Origin of the sequence: Pseudomonas sp. BF-B-30 (assembly GCF_019956305.1) — a bacterium.
GTDB lineage: Bacteria > Pseudomonadota > Gammaproteobacteria > Pseudomonadales > Pseudomonadaceae > Aquipseudomonas > Aquipseudomonas jessenii.
In genome coordinates, this window is sequence record NZ_JAHBDG010000002.1 from 79,273 (window position 1) to 102,021 (window position 22,749).

A 22,749-nucleotide genomic window follows, 5' to 3' on the forward strand; every position below is an offset into this window, starting at 1 on the left:
ACTCCTCCGACACTAACCTCCAACCCCTGGAATGACCAGAAGCGCCGCCAAGCCGATCAGTGCCGTGCCAATGAGTCTGTCGATAACCTGCTGCTTTTCCAGCATTCGCCGGCGCAACGCTTCAGCGGAGAAAAACAGTGCCACGAAACTGAACCACGCCCAATGGGTGAACGACATAAACAGGCCATACGCAAAGTTTGCGGTTAGCGAACTGCCTGTGTGCACCACTTGGCTATATGTCGCCACCACGAACAACATGGTTTTAGGGTTGAGCGCGTTAGTGAAAAAGCCAGTACGAAATGCTTCCCAGGATGAAGGGGCTGAGGCGTTGGCGCCACCAAATGTCAACGAAGAAGTACTGGTCAGGGACTTGATACCCAGATAAATGAGGTATCCGGCGCCCAGCAACTTCATTGCCATGAACAGCAAGGGTGATTGAGTGAAGATCACTGCAGCGCCGAACACTGTGTAGAAAACGTGAATCTGGACGCCACAGGCGATACCCAGGGCGGCCATCAAACCGCTGCGTCGCCCATATGCATAACTGTTGCGGGTGACCATGGCGAAGTCAGCCCCGGGGCTGATAACTGCCAGGATGGAAATGGCAGCAACTAGAAGCAATTCGTTCATGAAGACTCTCCGGCGCAATGGATGCCCATGCCGCGAACGGCAGTAATTGCATTTGCGCTACGTTTTTGCACAGATTGAGGGTGGGTGGCAGCTTCACTTGCTCGCGGCACTTACATCACCCAGTAGTATTTGGCTTCGCATGGTATTCATGGAATGCCTCTAATCATTGATAGTTGTGCGTGCAGATAGGGCGAATGGAGGTCATGATGGAGAATTGCCACCGATAAAAAAAACGATTTATAGTCGTCGAAACCTGTGAGTAATCATCGTCAATATGAATTTGCCTCCTTTGGCTGCGTTTCGTTTTTTCAACGTTGCGGCCCAGACTCAAAGCTTCGTGAGAGCCGCTCAGCAGCTGCACGTCACCCATGGCGCAGTCAGCCGCCAGGTTCGATTGTTGGAGGAGGCAATAGGGGTCGAACTTTTTGATCGGCGCAACCGTGCGATCTTTCTCAACCGTGCTGGCCGCCTTCTGTACGACGTTACCGGGCCCATGTTCGAACAATTGGAAAGTGCTGTTTACCGGTTGCAGGGAGAAGTCCGCGAGGACGTACTCGTACTATCGTGTGAACCTACCATCGCAATGAAATGGCTGATCCCGCGACTGCCTGACTTCCATGCCGCTCACCCGCACCTTCAAGTCCAACTGTTGGCGGCCGGTGGTCCTATAGACTTCGCGCGCTCAGGTGCGGATCTGGCCATCCGGCGTGATGATTTTCACTTGGATCAATCAATCCACAGCGTGACGATTTGTGAGGAATGGATTGGACCTGTGTGCACCCCGTCCAATAGTCCCGATAAAAGGAAATCGCAAGGAGTGCGCTTGCTACGCAGCCAGACACGCCCGTTGGCCTGGGACAACTGGCTGCGCCTTTCGGAAATGGCTATGCCTAATGCTGGCTCGGTCGACTATGAGCATTTCTATCTTTGTATTCAGGCAGCAGCAGCGGGATTGGGGATCAGTGTGGTGTCCTTTCTCATGGTTCAGGATGAACTCAGGTCCGGACAACTGATCGCACCGTTTGGCTTTATCCAGGACGGGTCGGCCTATTGCCTGCTGTCACCCAGGCCTTTTGAGGAGAGTGCCAAGTGCACCGCTTTCAGGGATTGGGTCACAAAGCAGATGGGCATATGCGCAAAGCAGATCAAAAGTGATTTGGGCCGAGCGTGAGTAGTGCGAGCGTCTTTTTTGCACGCGGCTATGTCACTGAGCCCTGAATTTTTTGCGCAAAACACGGATTGCGAACTCAGGCGCGAACTTTTCTGCGGTGGAAACCGAAGCTGACTTTCTCAACAGAATCGACCCAAATCCGACACTCATAAAATTCTCCTTCTGCTCCGTGAAGCAGCCAATCACGTCAGGCAACGAACCAATAGCTGCCTGCAGGAAGTGTCTATAGAGTTTGGGTCAATTCAGCGAGCCAGCGACAACGCGCAGAAAATCTGTCGTAGTTCAGCGCGTGATCATGCCTTTGCAAACAGGGTGGTTGCTAACAAGCTCCGTTCAACTTCACTGGCAAGTCTAAGGATGGTTTCCTCGTCACCAAATTTGCCAACTATCTGCATCCCGATTGGAAGGCCGTTCTCCATGATCCCGACGGGGATACTGATGGCTGGCTGGCCGGTCAAGTTGAAAACCTCGGTGAAGGGAGAAAATGCGTAAGCGTTTTTATACCACTCGTCCAGATGCCTTTCTCCCGTGGCGACAAAACCACCAATCAACGGTGGAGCAAGCGCCACTGTTGGTGTGATGAGGACATCGATATCGGTGAAGCTATCGGCCATATCGTGGCTTACTTTGTTCTGGGTGGCCCGTGCATGGTGTACATCCAGTGCCGTTCTCTGAGTCGAGCATTTGTAAAACTCATAGGTAATCCATTCAACATCTTGTGCCGAGATCGGATATCCGCGAGTTTGGGCTTTGTGTTCCATCAAGGCCTCAATTTCCATCTGCCAGAATAATGCAGCAGCTGCACCGGCTTTGGTCATGTCTGGCCAATTGAACGGGCGTAATTCATGGCCGTCTTTACTTAAAAAATCCACAGCATTCAATATGGCTTTGTGGATGGCCTCATCGATACTCGAGCCATCTGGACGGGCACAGGCAAAGGCGATTTTGAGTCGTGGCGACCTCGTCTTCAGGCATTCGAGCCAAGAGGGAGGGGCGGGGGGAGCAGCATAAGGCGCGCCTGGTTCATAGCCAGACAGGACATCCAGCAGCAATGCGCTATCGCGGACGGTCCTGGTCAGTACATGCTCGGAATCAAGGCCACCAACAAACTCGCCGACATGAGGACCTACAGGGTTGCGTCCCCTGCTTGGCTTCAGCCCAACCACACCACAAACGGAAGCCGGAACCCTGATCGACCCGCCACAGTCGGTGCCGTGTGCAACTGGCACCATGCCTGCGCCCACGGCACAGGCGGATCCTCCACTTGATCCACCAGAAGCGTACTGCGGATTCCTGGGGTTTCGACAAGGGCCTTGCCATTCAGGCTCTGTCACAAAGTCTCCTGCAAACTCAGGTGTTTTGGTTTTCCCGAGAATGATTGCCCCGGCCTTGCGCAATCGACTCACAAACTCACTGTCGACCTGAGCGGGGGCGGCATCTTCGTACAATCGCGAACCGTGCCTGGTTGCAAAGCCTTTTACATCGATATTGGTGTCCTTTATCAGGATCGGTACACCTGCGAGTGGTCCTGCCTTGGGATCTAGCGCCGCTCGTTGCGCGCCTTCGATATCGATTGCAACGACCGCGCCCAAGGCAGGGTCCTGGATTTCAATTTCTCTGGCTGCCAGGTTGACCAGCTCCAGCGGAGTGACTTCACCGGACTTCAACCGTTGAACGAGGCCCACGGCATCAAGACTTTTAAACTCTTCAGGTGTCATTTCTACGCCTCCAGATCATAACCAAGTACGTTGTTGAGGAACTCGTAAGCCAAACGACGCGAATCATCGATCGTGTCCGGGTTGCAATCGACCGCAGCCCTCAACCATAAGCCGTCGATGAAGATCGCGATCATCTGCGCCTTGGAATGGGCTGTTGCCTTGTCCATGCTTTTTGACAAGGCATGGAAAAGTAAGGAGTGGCTCCTGCGCGCAACGATGTTCTGTACCCGCTGCAGTTTGGGGGACTGCGGTACCTGGGCCCAGAAAGCGAGCCAGGCCGCGACATTGTCTCGCGTCAGGTTCAAGGCACTGACGTTCCCGTCCACAAACGCGAGAACACGCTCAGCGGGTGTTGCGGACATGCGTAGGCGCGCAAAGATCTCGGCATTTATGCGTTTGTTCAGCTCTCTCAAGGTGGCTTCAAGCAAAGCATTCTTGTCCGAGAAATAGTGGTGGACGATGCCGTTGGCCAACCCCGCACGGGCGCTGACCTGAGCCATGCTGGTACCCGCCATGCCTTGCTCACCAATGAGGGTGAGCGTCGCCTCAACGAGCTGCTTCCTTCTGATTTCCTGCATTCCGACCTTTGGCATGGGGGGCTCTCTTTTTTCATTGGACACTCAATGAAAAAAAAGTTATCACTAGATTCTCCAAAAAACAAGAGAACGCAAGGGGATCCGGTATGAAAAGCAGTGCTATCGGTTGTGCCGTGCTGTTGATGACATTCCAGGGGATTGCCGGCGCCGCGGACCCTGTGGGGTGTCGCGCGCCTCAGTTCGCAGAGGTGGGATGGACCGACATCACGTTGACGACGTCTTTGACCACAGCAGTATTGGAGGGACTGGGCTACGCCCCAAAAGTCATAACGTTATCGACGGGAATTGCCTACAAGGCGATGGAAGGCAAGAGTATCGACGTGTTCCTCGGAACATGGGATCCCGCATTGATCGAGGCGGCTCAGCCTTACTACAACAACAAGTCGATTCAGACAGTGCGAGTGAACCTCACGGGCGCAAAATTTACCTTGGCGGTTCCGCGATACGTCTATGAGCAAGGCGTAAAAAGCTATGCTGACCTGGACACTTACAAGTCAAAGTTTGGCGGGAAAATCTATGGAGTAGAGCCAGGCGGAAACAAACCGATCCAGAACCTCATCGCGGATAACGCGTATAACCTGGGTAGCTGGAGCCTGGTTGAGTCCAGTGAGAAGGGCATGCTGACACAAGTCGGCAGGCAAATCAGAAAGAACGACTGGATTGTGTTTCTGGGCTGGGCACCTCACCCAATGAACAAGAATATTGAACTTGAATATTTGTCAGGTGGTGACAAGTACTACGGAGCAAATTTCGGCGCATCGTCGGTGCGGACCGACGTGCGTACGGGATATCTGGACGAATGCCCTAACGTGGGCCAGCTCCTGAAAAATCTGGAGTTTTCCATTGATGCCGAAAACACCATGATGGACTACGTGATCAATGGTGGCCTTGACCCACGCTCTGCGGTAAAAAAATGGCTGAGTGCCCATCCCGAATGGCTTGATAGAACGTTGCTTGATGTTCAAACAGTGGAAGGTCAACCTGGGCTCGCGGCGGTAAAGTCTTATATGGATACTGCGTCCAAATAGACGACACTTCTCAACAAATTGAATCTCTCCGGGCTCTATAGACCGGGAGCATCCTTATCAGCGCAGCGCCTAGGCCCCATGTGCTAGGCGCGAGCGGCGTATCGATCCGGCTACCGCCCAACCGCAATGTCCAATAATGAATTCCCCTTGGGGTTTCAAACACTTTTGACAGTCTGCTCTTGGCTGTGGATTCAACCGGTCGACGCAACAGATTGGCTCAATCGTTCAGCGGGTGTTTCGTAGTTCAGAGTTTTCCGAGGGCGGTGATTTATGCCACGGATAGCCCTTCGCGCCGAGTTGAAAGGCGTAATCGAATAAACGCTTCATGTACTCGCCATCGAATTTCTTATTGCGCGGAAAGTAAAAGTCGGAGCCAATGTACGCAAGATTGAAATCCGCTCCATCCTGCTGCGCCATACGGTAAATTCGCTCCAGGTCGCTGATCCCCTGAGTTTGAATCAATGCACTGATGGCTCGACCGCCGATGCTCAATGTACGGCGTTTTGTCCCGGACCATTGCGGCTCCAGTGTCCCGTTACGAATGACATAGAAATGCCGTTCGAGTCGCAAAGGTGCTCCGGTGGCTCTGTTCAGCGCCATCTTTGTGCCAGGTGGGTAAAGGAACACCTGAGTGATTACCCCACCGTCCACGTGCATTTCCTGAAACTGTTTGCCGTCAACGTCTACATCGATCATGACGGGTGAGACGGCGCCGGGAATACTCATCGACGCGATCATGATGTTGCGGAAGAGGTCGAGCGCTCCCGGTGCTTCGCTTGCGGCAATAGTGCCCATGTTCCAAGTGACTGGCCGCCCTGAATCAAGGTCGGTTGTGCCGATCAGCAGGATTCGCCCTTTGGCGTATTCCGACGCAATCGCCGCAAGAGTTTCCGCGGTGATGTACTTTGTGATGAGCCGCGACAGTGGTTTGCTGTCCGCTATACCGTCGCTGGCAAGACGGGTCAGCACGTTTCGCGAATGAAAAACGTCTTTTGGACCGATGGCGTTGGCGATATACCGAATGACTTCGTCGTACTCGGATCCCAGGTAAGCGAACGGGGCGACCAGGGCGCCCGCGCTAATGCCCGTGACGACCTTGAACATGGGGCGAGTCCCATGCGTGGTCCACCCCGTAATGAGTCCTGCTGCGAATGTGCCTGCGTCACCGCCTCCCGAAACTGCCAGCATATTTGCCAGCGGCAGGATGTTGTTCGGTTTCCCTGCCTTGGCGAGAGCATCGCTCTCGCGTTTGTTGCCCTCAGTTGCATCCTGAATGAACAGAGTCAGGTCGTGGTCCAACCAATAGCGAGCATTGGGAATGCCAGGGATGACCGCTTTTTCCGTTAACGTTTGCGGCACAGCATCACGGCGTGGCAAGCCCCCTTGCAGGAACATGTTCAGAGTCGAGGCGCCAGGTCTGAGCGCGAATGGTTTCAAAACGCCTCCTCCGGCCCCTGCAGTCGACAGCAAGCGCGCTCATCGTACTCGAGAAAGTCCTTACCCATGGTGCCCGAGATGTCTACACGCCAGCCGACTGCGACACATCATTCGAACGCCAGACAGCTCATTTTGCGCTCCTTGACATGATAAAAAAACTCATTGGCCGCGCGCTTCAGGTTCACTTGGCCTGCGAGGCTTGCTTCCAGGCTTTGATAGCCTCCAGTCCCTTGTAGATATGGCTCGAACTTTCATCACTTCACGCCATGCACTCACCATAGATGACCTCATGTCATCCATCCCTTGAAAATCCATCCTTTGTCAGGCCCCTGTGTTGCGCTCTCTAATGCCGAAAAGCTGAGTGACCAAGATCACTTATTTCAACAATAAAAGCTCTTTCAGGAGATTGTATGCACAGTGGTCCCACTCTATTGGTGGTGTTGTTTTCCGCCATCATTCTGATCGTTTTTCTAATCGTCAAAGTGCGCGTCCACGCATTCCTGGCCTTGACCGCAGCGAGCTTTGTGGTGGGCATCGGTTCAGGCATGCCACTGGTGCAAATGGCCTCTTCCTATGAAAAAGGTGTCGGTGGAACACTCGGATTCCTGGCAACGATCATTGGTCTTGGCGGCATACTCGGCAAGATGCTGGAAGAATCCGGTGGCGCAGAGCGCATTGCCCAGACGCTATTGAGCACCCTGGGTAAAGAGCGTGCCTCATGGGCCATGATGCTAGTAGGGTTTATCGCGGGCATCCCCGTGTTCTTCGAGGTTGGATTCGTTCTGCTGATTCCCCTGATCTATGTGGTCGCCAAAGAGACCCGGATCAACCTTTTGTACCTGGGCGTGCCCTTGGCCGTGTCGCTGATGGCGGTTCATTGCATGTTGCCCCCGCACCCTGCCGCGATGGCCATCACCGGGCTGCTGGGCGCCGATGTCGGCAAGGTCATTGTGTATGGCCTCATTATCGCGCTGCCTACCGCCATCATCGCCGGGCCGCTGTGGATCAAGCTGGTCTGCAAGAGTGAAGCGCCCGACACTCAAGAAGCTTTTCTGGACGAACATTGCGTTGACAGCGCGACCCGGGACTTGCCAGGCCTTGGCTTGACACTGCTGACCATCCTGCTGCCACTGCTGCTGATGGTCGGCAAAAGTTTTGCGGCCGGACTGCCCCATGACTCAGGGCTCTTCAGCATCGTTTCGTTCCTGGGGACGCCGCTGATAGCACTGTCCATCGCTGTGGTGTTCGCTTACTGGGCGCTGGGTTTGCGCCGCGGCTTATCAATGCCTGACTTGCTCGCGCACACTCAGAAGAGCTTTCCTCCGCTGGCCAGCATTCTGCTGATCATCGGTGCCGGTGGGGCATTCAACGGCATCCTGGTCGACAGCGGCGTGGGTAACGCGCTGTCCGGCTCGTTGACGCAATTGAATATGAATCCCATCGTCCTGGCGTGGTTGGTGGCAGGGCTGATGCACTTCGCCGTCGGCTCAGCGACGGTGGCAATGATCAGCGCCGCCGGCATGGTGATGCCGATGCTGAGCGCTCATCCCACCGTGAGTAAGGAAATTATCTGCATTGCCATCGGTGCCGGCGCCATTGGCTGGACCCATGTGACGGACTCGGCCTTCTGGGTGGTCAAGGAGTACCTGGGCGTCTCGCTCGCCGAAGCGTTGAAGAAATTCACCTCGGCCACCGTACTGGCTTCATTGATCGCGCTGGGCCTGACCCTGCTGCTGTCGCAATTCGTTTGATTCAACCCGTATTTTCCGCCTGATTGTTTAAAGGGACCACGCCATGATTTTGGGCAAGACACTTGAAAGCTGGTACGCCAGTTATCCTTTGATTCGCGATCTGGTCGCGCTGCAAGAAACCACTTGGTTCAACCCTGCCGTGGCCCCGGTCGCGGAATCGATTGGCGATGTGGGGTTGACGGCCGCAGACGTCGCCGATGCCAGCGCGCGACTGACGCGTTTTGCTTCTTACCTGCGGCGCGCGTTTCCGGAGACGGAGTGCAGTGGCGGCATTATCGAATCGGACATTCTGCCCGTACCACACCTGCAGCAATTGCTCGGCGAGCGCTACGGTCAGGCGTTGCAAGGGACGCTGTGGCTCAAGCGGGACAGCCATCTGCCGATTTCGGGCTCCATCAAGGCGCGTGGCGGCATCTATGAAGTGCTCAAGCATGCCGAAGACCTGGCGTTGGCCGCGAATCTGCTAACGCTTGATGACGACTACGCGGTGCTGGACAGCGATAAGGCGCGTGCCTTTTTCGGCCAATACAAAATAGCCGTCGGCTCGACCGGCAACCTTGGCATGTCCATCGGCATCATGGGGGCGGCATTGGGTTTCCAGGTGACCGTGCATATGTCGGCGGATGCGCGGCAATGGAAGAAAGACAAGTTACGTTCACACGGCGTTACCGTTATTGAGTACTCCTCCGATTACAGCGTGGCCGTCTCGCAAGGCCGTCAACAAGCGGAGTCCGATCCAGCCTGCCATTTTGTGGACGATGAAAACTCGGTCAACCTGTTCCTGGGCTACTCGGTGGCTGCCGAGCGCCTGAAAAAGCAATTGGCAGCGGCTGACATCACCGTGGATGCGCAACATCCATTGTTTGTTTATCTGCCCTGTGGGGTGGGTGGCGCGCCTGGCGGCGTGGCCTTCGGCCTGAAGCTAGCCTTTGGCGACGCTGTCCATTGCATCTTCGCCGAGCCCACACACTCGCCATGCATGATGCTGGGCGTCTATACCGGCCTGCACGACGAAGTGAGCGTGCAAGACTTCGGCATCGACAACGTGACGGCTGCGGACGGCCTCGCCGTCGGGCGCGCTTCAGGTTTTGTCGGCAAGGCCATGCAGCGCTTGCTTGATGGTTTCTACACGGTCAGCGACGAGGAAATGTACAGTTTGCTGGCACTGATGGAGCGCAGCGAAGGTGTGCGCCTCGAGCCATCCGCGCTCGCCGGCGTGCCCGGCATTGCCAGAGTCCAGGCCGACCAGCAGGGCTACCTGGCGCGCGCGCGCCTGGACCGTCAGGCCATGGTGCAAGCCACCCATCTGGTTTGGGCAACGGGCGGCAATATGGTGCCTTGCGACGAGATGGAAGCTTATCTGGCCAAGGGCCGTGAATTGCTCGCCAAAGGTTAATCTGGTCTGAATGGACCCCAATTGCCTGGACTCGACAGAGTTCTCGCTGATTTAAGCCTGAACCGGATGTGGCAAGATCAACGTCTTGCCACATCCGTTACGTTTGCCCGCTGGAAATGCGTACAACGCAAGGCGGCTTTTGGGTTTGAGGGAAAACAGTCGTGCTCAACCTTCCTCCACGTATCAGCTCCAGGCTCAACAGCAGCCAGTTCGCGAACCTTCACACCTTTTTGGTTGCCGCTCGTCATCTGAGCTTCGCCCGTGCGGCAGAGGAGCTGTGTTTGACCGCAAGCGCCGTGAGCCACCGCATAAGTCGTCTGGAAACCGCCTTATCCATGAAGCTGTTCCAGCGCCTGACCCGGCAGGTCAGCCTGACCGACGAAGGCGAGCGTATCTTCGAAATACTCCAGAATGCGATGGGAGAATTGTCCGAGGCACTCGAGCAATCGTCACAGGCGGAAATTGCCGGCTCGATCGCGCTCTATGTCAGGCCTTCCATTGCCCAATGCTGGCTGGTTCCCAGGCTGGCGGATTTTATCGAGCGATATCCCTTGGTGTCATTGGACCTGCGAGTAGGCAATGACAATGTCGACTTTCGAACCCGTAAAATCGACTTGGCCCTGTACTACGCCAATGGCGAGTTTCCCGGGTTGACGAGCCATCGGTTGATGCGCGAGCGGCTGGCCCCGGTGTGTAGTCCCGAGTATGCGCGACGCCACCGCCTGGAGGAGAACCCGGACAACTTAAGGAACTGCACAATCTTGCATGACTCCCTGGCGTGGGATCATGCGGCCTATGATGCCGAGTGGACGCTTTGGGCAGAGCAACACAACATGCTCGCGGCACTTCCCAAACGTAGCTTGACCTTCGATCGCTCTGATTTATGTGTGACCGCAGCCATGAACCACGCCGGCATTGCGATTGGCCGTCAGCAGCTTGTGCAGAAGCGGGTTGATCGCGGCGAGCTCGTCCTGCCGCTCGCTGAATTCAGCCGCTCAGGCCACTACGATTACTATCTGGTTCACCCGTCGCTCGGCACTATCCCTAAGCGATTGCTGGTTTTCATGAACTGGCTACGAGAATGCGCACATCAATCATCACCTCTGGATGAGAACGACGACCTGTCCTGATGAGGCAATCAAGCCGGCATCTGTTCGGTAAACAGCGTCACGGCGATGATGATCATGATCGCTCCGGAGAAACGACTGACCCACTGAGCGGCGGCTGGGCGTGCCTTTAGAACAACCTGTGAGCCAAAACCGACCAGCAGATAAATAACGCCACAACTGACGGTGTGGACGAGCCCGAGCGCAATCATCTGCGTCGGTACAGGCCAGGGGGCAGTGGCATCGGCAAACTGGGGCAAGAGCGCCAGGAAAAGCAGGAACACTTTCGGATTCAAGCCGCTGACGCAAAGCCCCTTGAGCGCCCAGCGCAACCATGAGCCTGACGCCTGAACTTCATCGGTGTGGGGTGTGGAGGGACGGATGAGCATGTTGATGCCCAACCAAAGCAGGTAACCCGCCCCGGACACCGTCAGCACTGACATGACCCCAGGATGGTTGGCGACCAGGGTGCCGACACCAGCGGCTACCACCAATGTGGCAATCAGGTGGCCGGACAGCAGTCCGCCCACAGCCGGTATGACGACGCGATGCTTCAGGCCAGCGGATATCGCGTAGGCCCAATCCGCTCCGGGCGTAACGACGAACAGAAACGACACCGCCCAGAAGGCAACAAAGACACTGAAGGTCATGGCGTCACCCACGCCCGTTCATCAATCATCGCGTTATTCATCATCCCGCCTCTCATAGGCCGCCCCTCTTGTTTCCTGAAGAGGAGTAAGGCTGTTAATGGATGGGGGAAGATTAATGAAATATTGTTAGAATTAACTTTCAAAGGTGGTCGTATTTTCGTCGAAGTGAGGGAGATTATTCTACGTGGACAGAACTGACCGGAAGATTCTTGCCGAGCTGCAAAAGGATGGCCGTCTTTCGGTCACTGAACTTGCCGAACGCGTCGGCTTGAGCCTTTCACCCTGTCATCGGCGAGTGCGGGCACTGGAGGACTCCGGTGTATTGCTGGGCTACCGTGCGCAGCTTGATCCCGGTGCACTGGGCCTGAATTTTTCCGCAATGGTATTTGCCACGCTCCGCGAGGGTGACCGGCAAGCCGTCGAGGCGTTCGAGGCGGCGCTCATTGAAATACCTCAGGTGGTCGATGCCCAAAGGTTGTTTGGGGAGCCGGACTACCTGCTGCACGTCATTGCCCAGGACTTGCCCGCCTTTCAAAGGCTTTACGATGAGAGCCTCTCGACATTGCCTAATGTGCAACGGCTCACCTCGACCCTGGTCATGAAACGGGTCATTCAAGACAGACCGCTACCTTTGTGATCGGCGCGGCACATCTTCTGTTTATTTCAGGATTTTGTGGGGGGAGGCTGCTTCTGACCGGTTCTGTTGAAAAAGTAGCTCCCCTGTCTGTCAGTGCTGTTTTGGAGGTGCTTCTCGGGCATGCGAAAAATGGGTATGACCGTTGAATCCACAGCAAGCAGACGTTTATCGCCGCATCACTCAGGCAAATGCAGCTTCTACAAATGCCTCTAGCGCCTCTTCTTCCAGGATTTCGATAGAGAAGTGCCCGAAGCGCTTGGGCAACCAGATAATGCGTGTCCCGGACGGGGATTGCAGGTTCGCGCGGGCCAATGGCTTTCCGTTTTCGTCTTCTGGCTGAACACCGGCGACCATCAGTTCGTCATAGGCCTTCTCGATGTCCGGCGTCGAATAGCAGTGGCGATAAATCATCCCTTCACCCGAGGAGTCCAATAGCTCCCTCAGGTTACCGGCCAACGGCTGTACTAACATGAAACGCTCTTGACCGATCAGCGCAATCGCGTAGCGCACGTGCAGACCACCTCGCTCCCAGACGAGCGTTTTGGAGATCCTGGCGTTCAGTATCTGTACGTAGTAAGCACAGGCTTCGTCGAGATTCTTGACCAATACATCGATGTGACTGAACTTCAGTTCCATTGCATGCCTCCTGCCGACCCTGTGTCCTATTGACCATGGATGAGAAATGGGTACCGATCTTGAGAGTGCTCAATCACAGACCGAGGTCAGCATGCCATTAACCGCTCTCTTGCGTCGCAGTGATCTTGTCGACACCGGTAATTACTACCGTGAAACTCAGTGAGTCAGAAGCAAGGGTGGGCGGCAATGCAGGCAAGAAAAGTAGGGCCGAGTGATCTTGATCATCTGTGTAAGTCATTAAGCCAGGCAGGGCTGCCCTTCAGTGATGTCAGTGAACCAGATCGACAGTTTTACCGGTTCGAAGTGGATGGGGAGTGGGTGGCTTATGGAGGGCTCGAAGGTGCGGGTTCCGATCTGTTGCTTCGCTCAATAGTCGTTTGTGAGACGCATCGTGGAGAGGGGCTGGGTAAAGCGGTGTTGTCTGAACTGGAACGCTATGCGGTCTCTCAAGGCGCAGTCCGATTGCACCTGTTGACTCAAGGCGCTGCTGGTTTTTTCTCTGCCAATGGATACGAACTGCTTGGCAGGGACGAGGCGCCTGCGGCTATCACCCAGACAGTTCAATTCAAGCATTTGTGCCCTGCATCGGCGAACTATCTGCGCAAGTTGCTTAACGGTCCCCCTTGTACTGATTAGTCATTGATGTGCATCAGCACTCCGAGTGATTGAAGCTGGCCTGATGGACTGACTGTCGTAAAACTGTAATGTTGCGGTCATAGAATTGAAATGACTACTTAGATTTTCTTCAGTTGGCCTTAGGCCACTTTCATGGATGAGCAAGCCCGATGCGTCGTGTCGTATTCAATCAGAAAGGTGGTGTTGGAAAATCCAGCATCGCCTGCAATCTTGCCGCTGTAAGTGCTGCCGAAGGTTACCGAACGCTGCTGGTTGACCTCGATCCCCAGGCAAACTCGACTCACTACCTCACGGGACTACTCAACGAGCGCATTCCCGCAGGCATAGCCGATTTCTTCAAACAGACACTGTCCAGCGGCTTCGAAGGCAGAAGGAATCGAGTGGCCATAACCGAGACCCATTACGACAACCTTCACCTGGTGGCTGCCAGCCCTGAACTCTCAGACATTCAGGCAAAACTTGAGAGCAAGTTCAAGATCAACAAGCTACGCAAGTTATTGGTTGAGCTGTCCGGGGACTATGAACGCATCTATATCGACACACCTGCGTCGCTGAATTTCTACACATTCAGTGCACTGGTGGCTGCCGATCGAATACTGATTCCATTCGATTGCGACAGCTTTTCTCGTCAGGCGCTGTATCGCGTTCTCGCGCAGGTAGAAGATCTACGTTGTGATCACAACGAATCACTGGAAGTGGAAGGGGTGGTGGTTAACCAGTTCACTGGGCGCACTGGCATGCACCAAAGTCTCATTGATGAGCTGTTGGCAGAGGGTTTACCTCTGCTACCGGTTTACCTGAGCAGCTCCGTCAAGATGCGTGAATCTCACGAAGTTTCAGTCCCCCTCGTCCATTTGGCTCCTCGCCACAGGCTTTCGCTGGAGTTTGTTGGCTTGCTGGATGCCCTGGAGCGGGCCGCTTAGCTTCATCACTGATGGATTGAAGCGTAATCGCCCCCCCGGCTAGCGTCGACTCAGCCGGAGTCGGTGATTCAGAACCCGTTCGTGCAGCTGAAACACTGGCGAAACATTCCAGCCTTATGATTCGCGTCACTGAAACCTGGGGGGTTGGAGATGAATCGGCCATCAAGAAGCATGCGCAAACTGCTCGACTCTGTCGCAACCAATAATGAGGTAGCGGCGCTTGATGTGATGCGCGCAGCAGAACAGCTCCAGGACGAGGTGCTTCGTCAGCGGTTGCTCAACATGATTCACCAGCTCAACCGCGATGCCAATGACTTGCGGATGGCGCGCGACGATATCCAGGGCGGCACCATAAAGCTTGCATGACCAGTCATCTCTTCTGGGTTCAGCCGGTGGATCCCGCCACCACCGCAGCGAAGTTGTTCATTGTGGATTAGCGGATTGAGGTGTTGAACCGCATAGCGCGCCCACCCGATTTGTTTGTAGCCAGCACGGTCGCGTACTGGGGTTCGAAATATATTGCCACTTCATTGAGCGTGGCTCAGGCCGTCCCGAGCCACTTATCACTCAGGCGGGGAATTGGGCAATCCAGTGCCTGGCAATCTCTTCGCGCCGGCAGATCCACACCGCGTCGTGGCCTTGCACGTAATCCAGAAAACGCGCCAGCGCCATCGCACGACCAGGATGGCCACTGATCCGCCCATGCAGGCCGACGCTCATCATCTTCGGGTGGTGCGCGCCCTCCTGCCACAGCAGGTCGAAAGCATCCTTGAGCAGCCGGAAGAAGTCTTCACCGGAGGCGAAACCATTCGCCAGCAGATAGCGGGCGTCGTTGTTGACCAGCGTGTAAGGGATCACCAGGTGGGCGGGCGAGCCCGGGAGCCAATAGGGCAGGTCATCGTTGTAAGCGTCCGAGCTATAGAGAAACCCACCTTCCTCACGCAACAGGCGGCGGGTGTTCTGGCTGACCCTTCCTGTGTACCAACCTGTGGGGCGTTTACCGCAGATCTGCTCGATCACGTCGAGGGTGAGGCGGATATGGCGCCGCTCCTGGTCTTCAGGCATGTCGCGATAGTCCAGCCAACGGTAGCCATGCCCGGCAATCTCATGCCCGGCAGCGCAGAGCGCATGGCCAATCGCCGGGGTGAGTTCCAGTGCCCGGCCGACGGCGAAAGCGGTCAGCGGCAGGCCTCGGGCGTTGAACAGCTCCAGAATGCGCCACACACCTGCGCGCGATCCGTATTCGTACATGCCCTCTACGCTCAAGTCCGGTTCCCCCACACGCGGCGGACGGCCCGGTAGCTCGTGAAGCCAGGCCTCCGACTGTGCATCGCCATTGAGGATGCATGACTCCGCGCCCTCTTCGATGTTGAGTACGAACTGGACCGCGACGCGCGCCCCACCGGGCCAGCGCGGGTGGGGTGGGCAGCCGCCATAACCGATGAGGTCGCGAGCGGACATCAGCCCAGCTCGAAAGTCGTGACGCCGAACACACGTTCGTGCGCGATCGCCGGAGGAGGGCCGAGGTACATGCGTGCGCAGCCGAAAACTTCGATCATGCCCTGTTGGTGCACGAGCGCCATCGCGGCGGGGTTGTTCTGCGGGGCATCGAGAAACAGCGGGCCACCCTGTGCAAATTCCGCCAGGCGCGCGTAGAGAGCATTGGCTGCCAGGGCGTCATCGGCGAACAAGGGGCCGATCTTGCAGCCTTCCCGGCAGCGTCTGACTACGCCATAGCCGCTTAGCCTGCCGTCGCGCCGGCAACCCACGGCGAGTGCATCGGCTTGGGTTATCCACCCGCTCAGGAAGGTTGCACGCGCGGCGGGGAAGCAGGTGCGGTCGTAATCGACAACCTGATCGAGCGGGAAAGTGGCCAGTGGGACGATGTCCTGGTCGTCTAATTGCGAGGTCGCCGGGCGTTCGGTGATCTCGGCACGAAAACGCATGTTGCGATGGGAGAAGACGAAACCGCCCTTGGCGTAGTAGTCCTGCATCGCGAAGACGCCGTCCATACCGATGCTCGAGCCTGGGCGCAGGCGGGCGAGGAGTCGCTCGCGGCGTGCGTGCCAGAGGGTATTGCCCAGACCTTGACCGCGATATTCAGGCCGGACGATGAAAAAGCCCATGAAACCGAATTCGCCATCGTAGGAGGTGATGGCACCGCCGCCGATCAATTCGCCGCCCCGGGACGCCGCGATGAAGGCGGCAGGGTCCGTCGCCCAGAATAGCTCGGCATCGTGAACACCGGGATTCCAACCCTCACGGGCAGCCCAATCGACGAGCTCGTCCAGCTCGGGACGGGTCATGTTGCGTATGACCAGCTGATTCGACACCGCGAAGTTCTCCTCAGTCGTTAATCGAGCGTGTGGTCCATCCCCACTCTGAACCCTTTCGGTATAGCTTCAACCCGAGTTTTGATCCAGGTCGACATGTCACCTGCGGAACATGTTCGTCGCCTTGTACTGTCCTGAGCGCGAGGCCCGGTTGCTGTCAGCGAGGGTGGAACATGCACTTGCAGGAGATTGAAAATCGCCACTCACCTGGTAGTGCCGGTTGCGGACCACTCGCAAGACACGCTCGATTAAGTGACCAGGCAGCTAAACGGCCGCCCTCGGAAAACACGAAACTACGAAACGCCCGGGGAACGATTTAGCCAATCTGTTGCGTCGACCGGTTGAATCCACAGCCGTTTTGCGCCCTGCGTGAATAACAGCAACAGATCGTGCCTGGATGTTGGGGGTGGTAAAAAATGGTACTGGTCGCGACGGTCGTTGCAGCAGGAACTTCAGGGTATTGGCCAGGTCAATAGCGGCCCTGTATCGCAAATGCCGAGCAGCGTTGTGGTCTGTTTTACGGCAGTGCCGTTTGAATTCAGTCGAGTCCGCCCCCTGATGCCAACCAAGAGTTTTCTGCCGGGCCTCATCCTGGTGTTCTGCACTGTCCCGTCGCTTTGTTCGGTTGCTGCCGAACGAAGCGCGCCGACGCAGAGTAACAGCGCATCAACCACCCTGATCGAAACCGCCTCGCGGCAGTATGAAAATGGCCAACTGGACCAGGCTGCCGCCACGCTGGAGCGTGCCCTGCATATCCAGCCGAACAATCCCGCGACGCTGCATTACCTGGGGGTGTTGCGCCTTCAGCAGGGGCAGTACCAGCAGGCTGAAACCCTGGCGGCGCGCTCGAACATACGGGTTGGTCGCAACGTCGAGTTACGCAACCGCAACTTCCAATTGATCCAGGCGGCGCAGCAGGCCCAGTCTTCGGGTACCCCACCCAATGCAAAAGAGGACGTGGTCGCAGTACAGAAGGGGCTGGAGGAGGAGGCCCAAAGGCGTCGCGAAGCGGAAGTGGCCGTTGCTGAGCAATCCACTCCGGACACTGGGAGCGACGCTGGCAACTTGGCTCGCGCGGAGGCAGATCGGCTTCTGGATGCGTCGTCGGCTGGCAGAGCCGGGCCCGAAGGAAAATTACAAATGGCTAATGTCGAGCCAGAGCGGGCGTACGCTGAGGTCGAGATTCCCCGCGGCCATATGCCGCGTCCGGGCAAATGCCGAATCTGGTTTCCTGATCGCCCGGCGGGGCATCAGCCCGCACCCGGCAAATGCAAGAAGCTGCGACATCGGGTTCCCCCGGGGGCCTACCTGGTGCGCGGTTGAGTTTATGAAGATAGCTACCCCAACGACGCCACGCTATTGAGCAAGGTCTTGACCAGTTGCGCCTGGCGCGTGGCGCCAGTCTTGGCGAATACACCGCGCAAGTGAGCGCGCACGGTGTTGCGCGAAACCCCGAGTGCCTCGGCTGTCTCATCGAGGGTCTGGCCGTCCATGACCAGCATGGCCACTTCGGTTTCCGTGCGGGTCAGTTGGAACAGGCTACGCAGCAGGTCACGCGAGGCTTGTGGCGAGTCGGCGGGATCGCGGATGAACACCACCACTGCCGGGCGTCGGGCGCTGTTGTGGGTCTGGTAGTTCATGGCAATCGGGCGCAGCAGCAGGTTCAGCGGCATCTCACCGCTGGGCCGCGACAGGGTCAGGACTTGCAGGTCGTCGAGGCCGCGGGGGCGTTGTTTCAACACGGCCTGGATGGCCTGCTGCAGTGTGCGGTTCTCATGGTTGGCGAAGGCACAGAGCTTGTCGTGCTTGCACTCCAGACCGTCATGGCTGTCGAACAGGCGCTGGGCGGCACGGTTGCAGCGCATCATCCGGCCGTTCTCGTCGAGGATGGCCGTGCCCACCATCAGGCGGTCGATGGTTGCCGCGTAGAGCTGGCGTTCGGCATCCAGTTGATCCACCGCCGAGTGCAGGTCCACTGCCTGTTGCAGGTGCGGCAGCAACAGGCGGATCAGGTTGATCTGCGCCGGGGTGAACGCTTCGCTGGCGTGGTCGCGGCAGGCGAACAGCGCGCAGTGCATGCCGGCGGCGGTGCGCATGTTGGCCACCAGCACATCGCGCAGGTCCAGGGGGTGCAGGTATTTGCGGTAGAAATCATGGGCCAGCCAGGCCTCCGTGCCCAGCACCTGGTCGGCACTGGCCACCTGGTCCGGGGGCCAGTCGAGGAACGGGCAGATCGAATAGAAGTGTTCGCTGTAAGAGGGCTCGCCGGGCAACAGCGCGCCATGCACCGAGGCATTGACGATCAGCCCGGGGCGTTCATGGTCGGGGTTGCGCAGCACCAGGGTGAAGAAGCTGGCGGCGAATCGCTGGCGCAGGGCTTCCAGCAAACTGGCCCAGGGCGTGGGCTCCAGCGTGCCGTGGTAGACCAGCCCGAGCAGGTTGCTGAGCTCGGCAGAGGGGATGTCGATGCTGGCGTGCAGGTCCGGGCAGGTGGAAAAGGGCAGGGTCATGCGCGCCTCTTTGGCTGCGTGTTGTCATGGGCGAGTATCGACCGGGGTCACGGCGGCAAAATCGTCCGTTTGGCCTAGGCACTGACGGGCGCAGCGCATGCCCAAGGGGCAGGCTGCGCCCGGTAGCTCTTACAGCGCCAGCAGGGCTTCGACTATGCGTTCGGCGGCGGCCTCGGCAGACTCGTGCCGGGTGTCGATATGGATATCCGGCGCCACTGGCGGCTGGTAGGGCGAGTCGATGCCGGTGAAGTTCTTCAGCTCACCGCGCCGGGCCTTAAGGTACAGGCCCTTGGGGTCGCGCTGCTCGGCCAGGGCCAGCGGCGCATCGATGAAGATCTCGAGGAAGTTGCCGTCACCGGCCAGGCTGCGGGCCATGTCACGCTCGGCCCGGAACGGCGAGATGAACGAGACCAGGGTGATCAGTCCGGCATCGAGCATCAGCCTGGCCACCTCCGCGACCCGGCGGATGTTTTCCACCCGGTCGGCTTCGGTAAAGCCCAGGTCGCGGTTCAGGCCGTGGCGCACGTTGTCGCCGTCGAGCAGATAGGTGTGGCGGCCCAGGGCATGCAGCTTGCGCTCGACCAGGTTGGCGATGGTCGATTTACCCGCGCCGGACAAACCGGTAAACCACAGCACCCGTGGCGACTGGCCCTTGAGCGCGGCGTGGGCCTCGCGGTTGACGTCGATGGCCTGCCAGTGCACGTTCTGCGCACGACGCAAGGCGAAGTGCAGCATGCCGGCACCGACCGTGCGATTGCTCAGGCGGTCGATAACGATAAAGCCCCCGGTATCGCGGTTGTCGGCATAAGCATCGAAGGCGATCGGCCGGTCCAGGTGCAGGTTGCATACGCCAATGCCGTTCAGCTCCAGGGTCTTGGCCGCCAGGTGCTCGAGGCTATTCACATCGACCCGGTGCTTGAGGTTGGCGCAGCTCATGCCGACGGTGCGGCAACCGATCTTCATCAGGTACGGGCGCCCCGGCAGCAGGGGCTGTTCGTCCATCCATACCAGGGTCGCTTCGAACTGGTCGGCCACCGCCGGAGGGGTGTCGGCCAGGGCGATCAGGTCGCCGCGGCTGATATCGATCTCGTCCTTGAGGGTCAGGGTCACGGCCTGGCCGCACAGGGCTTGCTGCTGCTCCCCGGCGCTGCCAAGGATGCCGGTGATCTCGCTCTGCTGGCCCGAGGGCAGCACGCGGATGCGCTCGCCGACGCGCACGCTGCCGGCCACGACGTTGCCGCAATAGCCACGAAAATCCAGGTTCGGCCGGTTCACCCACTGCACCGGTAGACGGAACGCTGCCTGGCTCTGCCGGTCCTGCTCCAGCGGTACGTCTTCAAGGTAGGCAAGCAGGCTCGGGCCCTGGTACCAGGGCGTGTTGGGGCTGGCCTGGAGCATGTTGTCGCCGCGCAGCGCCGACAGCGGGATGCACTGGATATCCTGCAGGCCGATCTGTGCGGCGAAGGCGCGATACTCGGCTTCGATGCGCTCGAACACCGCCTGGGAGTAGTCCACCAGGTCGAGCTTGTTGATCGCCACCACCACCTTGCGGATGCCCAGCAGCGACACCAGGTAACTGTGCCGGCGGGTCTGGGTTAGCAAGCCCTGGCGGGCGTCGATGAGGATCACCGCCAGGTCGGCGGTGGACGCGCCGGTGACCATGTTGCGGGTGTACTGTTCGTGGCCGGGGGTGTCGGCGACGATGAACTTGCGCTTATCGGTGGCAAAGAAGCGGTAAGCCACATCGATGGTGATGCCTTGCTCGCGCTCGGCGCTCAGGCCGTCGACCAGCAGGGCGAAATCCAGTTCGTCACCCTGGGTGCCGAGCTTTTTCGAGTCGGCTTCGAGCTGGCCAAGCTGGTCCTCGAACAATACCTTGGATTCATACAGCAGTCGGCCGATCAGGGTGCTCTTGCCGTCGTCGACACTGCCACAGGTGATGAAGCGCAGCAGCTGCTTGTTCTGCTGTTGTTGCAGGTAGGGCGTCAGGTCGCCATTGCGTGCGTCGGTGATTGCGTTCATCAGAAATACCCCTCTTGTTTTTTCTTCTCCATGGAGCCCGCCGAGTCGCTGTCGATCAGGCGGCCCTGGCGTTCCGAGGTGCGGCTGACCAGCATTTCGCCGATGATCGCCGGCAGGTTGTCGGCGTCACTGTCGATGGCGCCGGTCAACGGGTAGCAGCCCAGGGTGCGGAAGCGCACCTTGCGCAGTTCCGGGGTTTCTCCCGGCAGCAGCGGCATGCGTTCGTCGTCGACCATGATCAGCGTGCCGTCACGGCGCACCACCGGGCGCTCCTTGGCGAAGTACAAGGGCACGATGGGGATCTGTTCCAGGTAGATGTATTGCCAGATATCCAGCTCGGTCCAGTTCGACAGCGGGAACACCCGCAGGCTTTCACCCTTGCGCTTGCGGGTGTTGTACAGGTGCCAGAGCTCCGGGCGCTGCTGCTTGGGGTCCCAGCGGTGCTGCTCGGAGCGCAGGGAAAACACCCGCTCCTTGGCCCGCGACTTTTCTTCGTCGCGCCGGGCGCCGCCGAACGCGGCATCGAAACCGTAGTGGTCCAGGGCCTGCTTCAGGCCTTGGGTCTTCCACACATCGGTGTGCAAGGCCGAGCCGTGGATGAAAGGGTCGATGGCCTTTTCCACGCCTTCGGGGTTGATGTGCACCAGCAGTTCCAGGCCCAGGCGTTCGGCGGTCTGGTCGCGAAAGGCGATCATTTCGCGAAACTTCCAGGTGGTGTCCACGTGCAGCAGGGGGAAGGGCGGCTTGCCCGGGGCGAAGGCTTTCATCGCCAGGTGCAGCATGACCGCGCTGTCCTTGCCGATGGAGTAGAGCATCACCGGGTTTTCACACTCGGCCACCACTTCACGGATGATCTGGATGCTTTCCGCTTCCAGCCATTGCAGATGAGTCAACATCGAATACCTCCTCGAGTTCTGCCGGGATTGGCGCCGGCTGAACACCACGGTAGGTAAAGCACCGCCGGCACATCTTCGTCTGCTTGGACGAAGAGGCGCCGGCAGCTGCAGGTCACGCGACGGACGCGTACAGCGTCTCGACACGGATCTTGAGGGCGTGGGCAACGGCATCGAACCCTTGTTTGACCCAAGCGCCATGATTGGTCATGACCTGGTCGGCGGTGGCGCCGAGGAACTGGTCGGTGGTGTGGTAGCGGCAACTGGCCGCGCCGGTGGGCTCGATGTGCTGCTCGCGACGGGCAGCGTCGGGATTGTCGGCGTTGGCATACATCTCCCAGGCGAGTAACCGGTGGGGTTCGAAGTCAGCCAGGTACTCGATCACGTGCAGCAGTTCACCAGGTCGTCCCGGATCGGGCAGAAACAGATTGACCGGTTCGCCCAATCGCAAGCTGGACTCGACCTTGACGGTGTAGGGGTTCCACTGCGGATAACGCACCAGGTCGATCAGTACCGACCAGACAAATTCGGCCGGTGCGGCGATGTCCACGGTCACTGAACGGACCAGATTTTTCTCTGCGGTCATGGGTAACTCCTCTGAGGATGACTGCGCGCCACGAACTGCGGCGGGAAGTAAGCCATGGGCTCAGGCGCGATCCTCGCCGCTCACGGCGCA

21 protein-coding genes and 2 pseudogenes are annotated in these 22,749 nt (G+C 58.1%); 10 read left to right on the forward strand and 13 right to left on the reverse strand.

Features of this window, described 5'->3' with window-relative positions; translation table 11 throughout:
• Positions 1–12 precede the first annotated feature (12 nt).
• On the reverse strand, positions 13–630 hold the full coding sequence (locus KGB29_RS01150; RefSeq protein WP_150814530.1) for a LysE family translocator: 618 nt from the start codon (positions 628–630) through the stop codon (positions 13–15).
• Positions 631–904: 274 nt separating this feature from the next.
• On the opposite strand from KGB29_RS01150, the gene KGB29_RS01155 reads away from it, so the two are divergent.
• Positions 905–1,801, forward strand: coding sequence for a LysR substrate-binding domain-containing protein (locus KGB29_RS01155; protein WP_057715284.1), 897 nt, complete (start codon positions 905–907; stop codon positions 1,799–1,801).
• A 293-nt stretch (positions 1,802–2,094) separates the two neighbouring features.
• Here the strand turns inward: KGB29_RS01155 and KGB29_RS01160 are convergent, their stop codons facing one another.
• On the reverse strand, positions 2,095–3,519 hold the full coding sequence (locus tag KGB29_RS01160) for an amidase (RefSeq protein WP_150814529.1): 1,425 nt from the start codon (positions 3,517–3,519) through the stop codon (positions 2,095–2,097).
• Between the two features lie 2 nt (positions 3,520–3,521).
• Positions 3,522–4,112: a transcriptional regulator BetI gene (betI, locus tag KGB29_RS01165; RefSeq protein ID WP_150814528.1), complete on the reverse strand. Its 591-nt coding sequence runs from the start codon at positions 4,110–4,112 to the stop codon at positions 3,522–3,524.
• Between the two features lie 89 nt (positions 4,113–4,201).
• On the opposite strand from betI, the gene choX reads away from it, so the two are divergent.
• On the forward strand, positions 4,202–5,143 hold the full coding sequence (choX, locus tag KGB29_RS01170; protein ID WP_150814527.1) for a choline ABC transporter substrate-binding protein: 942 nt from the start codon (positions 4,202–4,204) through the stop codon (positions 5,141–5,143).
• A gap of 191 nt (positions 5,144–5,334) precedes the next feature.
• Here the strand turns inward: choX and KGB29_RS28800 are convergent.
• Positions 5,335–5,466: pseudogene (locus KGB29_RS28800) on the reverse strand (IS30 family transposase); the annotation flags it as partial.
• A gap of 322 nt (positions 5,467–5,788) precedes the next feature.
• Positions 5,789–6,538 (reverse strand): annotated as a pseudogene (locus KGB29_RS28805) (patatin-like phospholipase family protein); the annotation flags it as partial.
• Positions 6,539–6,990: 452 nt separating this feature from the next.
• Between KGB29_RS28805 and KGB29_RS01180 the strand changes: the two are divergent.
• The 3 genes from KGB29_RS01180 (at position 6,991) to dsdC (ending at position 10,857) form a co-directional block, all read left to right on the forward strand.
• Positions 6,991–8,331 carry a gluconate:H+ symporter gene (locus tag KGB29_RS01180; protein WP_150814525.1) on the forward strand — a complete coding sequence of 447 codons (1,341 nt, stop codon included), beginning with the start codon at positions 6,991–6,993 and terminating at the stop codon, positions 8,329–8,331.
• Positions 8,332–8,374: 43 nt separating this feature from the next.
• Positions 8,375–9,727 carry a D-serine ammonia-lyase gene (gene dsdA / locus KGB29_RS01185; protein WP_150814524.1) on the forward strand — a complete coding sequence of 451 codons (1,353 nt, stop codon included), beginning with the start codon at positions 8,375–8,377 and terminating at the stop codon, positions 9,725–9,727.
• 161 nt (positions 9,728–9,888) lie between these two features.
• Positions 9,889–10,857, forward strand: a complete 969-nt coding sequence (dsdC, locus tag KGB29_RS01190) for a DNA-binding transcriptional regulator DsdC (RefSeq protein WP_150814523.1) — start codon at positions 9,889–9,891, stop codon at positions 10,855–10,857.
• Between the two features lie 8 nt (positions 10,858–10,865).
• Here dsdC and KGB29_RS01195 read toward each other — a convergent pair whose 3' ends face one another.
• Positions 10,866–11,483: a LysE family translocator gene (locus KGB29_RS01195; RefSeq protein ID WP_223616188.1), complete on the reverse strand. Its 618-nt coding sequence runs from the start codon at positions 11,481–11,483 to the stop codon at positions 10,866–10,868.
• A 184-nt stretch (positions 11,484–11,667) separates the two neighbouring features.
• On the opposite strand from KGB29_RS01195, the gene KGB29_RS01200 reads away from it, so the two are divergent.
• The gene (locus KGB29_RS01200) at positions 11,668–12,120 is read left to right on the forward strand and encodes an Lrp/AsnC family transcriptional regulator (protein WP_090457843.1); all 453 of its coding nucleotides are present in this window, start codon (positions 11,668–11,670) and stop codon (positions 12,118–12,120) included.
• A gap of 180 nt (positions 12,121–12,300) precedes the next feature.
• On the opposite strand, the gene KGB29_RS01205 is transcribed toward KGB29_RS01200, so the two are convergent.
• Positions 12,301–12,756 (reverse strand): VOC family protein, encoded by a 456-nt coding sequence (locus KGB29_RS01205; protein WP_150814521.1) that lies wholly within the window; start codon positions 12,754–12,756, stop codon positions 12,301–12,303.
• A gap of 186 nt (positions 12,757–12,942) precedes the next feature.
• Between KGB29_RS01205 and arsN2 the strand changes: the two genes are divergently transcribed.
• The 3 genes from arsN2 (at position 12,943) to KGB29_RS01220 (ending at position 14,681) form a co-directional block, all read left to right on the forward strand.
• The gene (arsN2, locus tag KGB29_RS01210) at positions 12,943–13,392 is read left to right on the forward strand and encodes an arsenic resistance N-acetyltransferase ArsN2 (protein ID WP_150814520.1); all 450 of its coding nucleotides are present in this window, start codon (positions 12,943–12,945) and stop codon (positions 13,390–13,392) included.
• Between the two features lie 149 nt (positions 13,393–13,541).
• Complete coding sequence (locus KGB29_RS01215) at positions 13,542–14,315, forward strand: ParA family protein (protein WP_150814519.1); 774 nt, start codon at positions 13,542–13,544, stop codon at positions 14,313–14,315.
• 150 nt (positions 14,316–14,465) lie between these two features.
• Positions 14,466–14,681: a hypothetical protein gene (locus KGB29_RS01220; protein WP_057715303.1), complete on the forward strand. Its 216-nt coding sequence runs from the start codon at positions 14,466–14,468 to the stop codon at positions 14,679–14,681.
• 201 nt (positions 14,682–14,882) lie between these two features.
• Here KGB29_RS01220 and puuE read toward each other — a convergent pair whose 3' ends face one another.
• Together puuE and KGB29_RS01230 are read right to left on the reverse strand one after the other, a co-directional pair.
• Positions 14,883–15,776, reverse strand: a complete 894-nt coding sequence (gene puuE, locus KGB29_RS01225; RefSeq protein WP_150814518.1) for an allantoinase PuuE — start codon at positions 15,774–15,776, stop codon at positions 14,883–14,885.
• Positions 15,776–16,648, reverse strand: a complete 873-nt coding sequence (locus KGB29_RS01230; RefSeq protein ID WP_150814517.1) for a GNAT family N-acetyltransferase — start codon at positions 16,646–16,648, stop codon at positions 15,776–15,778. Before KGB29_RS01230 ends, puuE begins: the two co-directional genes overlap by 1 nt.
• 558 nt (positions 16,649–17,206) lie before the next feature.
• Here KGB29_RS01230 and KGB29_RS01235 point away from each other — a divergent pair.
• On the forward strand, positions 17,207–17,971 hold the full coding sequence (locus KGB29_RS01235; protein WP_150814531.1) for a tetratricopeptide repeat protein: 765 nt from the start codon (positions 17,207–17,209) through the stop codon (positions 17,969–17,971).
• 14 nt (positions 17,972–17,985) lie between these two features.
• Here the strand turns inward: KGB29_RS01235 and KGB29_RS01240 are convergent, their stop codons facing one another.
• From KGB29_RS01240 to KGB29_RS01255, 4 genes are all read right to left on the reverse strand, one after another.
• The gene (locus KGB29_RS01240; protein ID WP_150814516.1) at positions 17,986–19,158 is read right to left on the reverse strand and encodes a helix-turn-helix transcriptional regulator; all 1,173 of its coding nucleotides are present in this window, start codon (positions 19,156–19,158) and stop codon (positions 17,986–17,988) included.
• A 129-nt stretch (positions 19,159–19,287) separates the two neighbouring features.
• Positions 19,288–21,180, reverse strand: coding sequence for a sulfate adenylyltransferase subunit CysN (gene cysN, locus KGB29_RS01245; RefSeq protein ID WP_057715276.1), 1,893 nt, complete (start codon positions 21,178–21,180; stop codon positions 19,288–19,290).
• Complete coding sequence (gene cysD / locus KGB29_RS01250; RefSeq protein ID WP_317851340.1) at positions 21,180–22,274, reverse strand: sulfate adenylyltransferase subunit CysD; 1,095 nt, start codon at positions 22,272–22,274, stop codon at positions 21,180–21,182. The genes cysN and cysD overlap by 1 nt, the downstream gene beginning before the upstream one ends.
• Positions 22,189–22,659, reverse strand: coding sequence for an SRPBCC domain-containing protein (locus KGB29_RS01255; RefSeq protein ID WP_223616190.1), 471 nt, complete (start codon positions 22,657–22,659; stop codon positions 22,189–22,191). Before KGB29_RS01255 ends, cysD begins: the two co-directional genes overlap by 86 nt.
• Positions 22,660–22,749 lie beyond the last annotated feature (90 nt).

Excerpts from the sequence above, each read along its gene's own strand:
- KGB29_RS01220 (WP_057715303.1), top strand. The coding sequence starts at position 14,466 with ATGAATCGGCCATCAAGAAGCATGCGCAAACTGCTCGACTCTGTCGCA.
- KGB29_RS01205 (WP_150814521.1), bottom strand. The coding sequence starts at position 12,756 with ATGGAACTGAAGTTCAGTCACATCGATGTATTGGTCAAGAATCTCGAC.
- dsdA (WP_150814524.1), top strand. The coding sequence starts at position 8,375 with ATGATTTTGGGCAAGACACTTGAAAGCTGGTACGCCAGTTATCCTTTG.
- puuE (WP_150814518.1), bottom strand. The coding sequence starts at position 15,776 with ATGTCCGCTCGCGACCTCATCGGTTATGGCGGCTGCCCACCCCACCCG.
- KGB29_RS01240 (WP_150814516.1), bottom strand. The coding sequence starts at position 19,158 with ATGACCCTGCCCTTTTCCACCTGCCCGGACCTGCACGCCAGCATCGAC.
- cysN (WP_057715276.1), bottom strand. The coding sequence starts at position 21,180 with ATGAACGCAATCACCGACGCACGCAATGGCGACCTGACGCCCTACCTG.
- choX (WP_150814527.1), top strand. The coding sequence starts at position 4,202 with ATGAAAAGCAGTGCTATCGGTTGTGCCGTGCTGTTGATGACATTCCAG.
- KGB29_RS01215 (WP_150814519.1), top strand. The coding sequence starts at position 13,542 with ATGCGTCGTGTCGTATTCAATCAGAAAGGTGGTGTTGGAAAATCCAGC.
- betI (WP_150814528.1), bottom strand. The coding sequence starts at position 4,112 with ATGCCAAAGGTCGGAATGCAGGAAATCAGAAGGAAGCAGCTCGTTGAG.
- KGB29_RS01235 (WP_150814531.1), top strand. The coding sequence starts at position 17,207 with ATGCCAACCAAGAGTTTTCTGCCGGGCCTCATCCTGGTGTTCTGCACT.
- KGB29_RS01160 (WP_150814529.1), bottom strand. The coding sequence starts at position 3,519 with ATGACACCTGAAGAGTTTAAAAGTCTTGATGCCGTGGGCCTCGTTCAA.
- arsN2 (WP_150814520.1), top strand. The coding sequence starts at position 12,943 with ATGCAGGCAAGAAAAGTAGGGCCGAGTGATCTTGATCATCTGTGTAAG.
- KGB29_RS01195 (WP_223616188.1), bottom strand. The coding sequence starts at position 11,483 with ATGACCTTCAGTGTCTTTGTTGCCTTCTGGGCGGTGTCGTTTCTGTTC.
- KGB29_RS01150 (WP_150814530.1), bottom strand. The coding sequence starts at position 630 with ATGAACGAATTGCTTCTAGTTGCTGCCATTTCCATCCTGGCAGTTATC.
- cysD (WP_317851340.1), bottom strand. The coding sequence starts at position 22,274 with ATGGCGCTTGGGTCAAACAAGGGTTCGATGCCGTTGCCCACGCCCTCA.
- KGB29_RS01155 (WP_057715284.1), top strand. The coding sequence starts at position 905 with ATGAATTTGCCTCCTTTGGCTGCGTTTCGTTTTTTCAACGTTGCGGCC.
- KGB29_RS01180 (WP_150814525.1), top strand. The coding sequence starts at position 6,991 with ATGCACAGTGGTCCCACTCTATTGGTGGTGTTGTTTTCCGCCATCATT.
- KGB29_RS01255 (WP_223616190.1), bottom strand. The coding sequence starts at position 22,659 with ATGACCGCAGAGAAAAATCTGGTCCGTTCAGTGACCGTGGACATCGCC.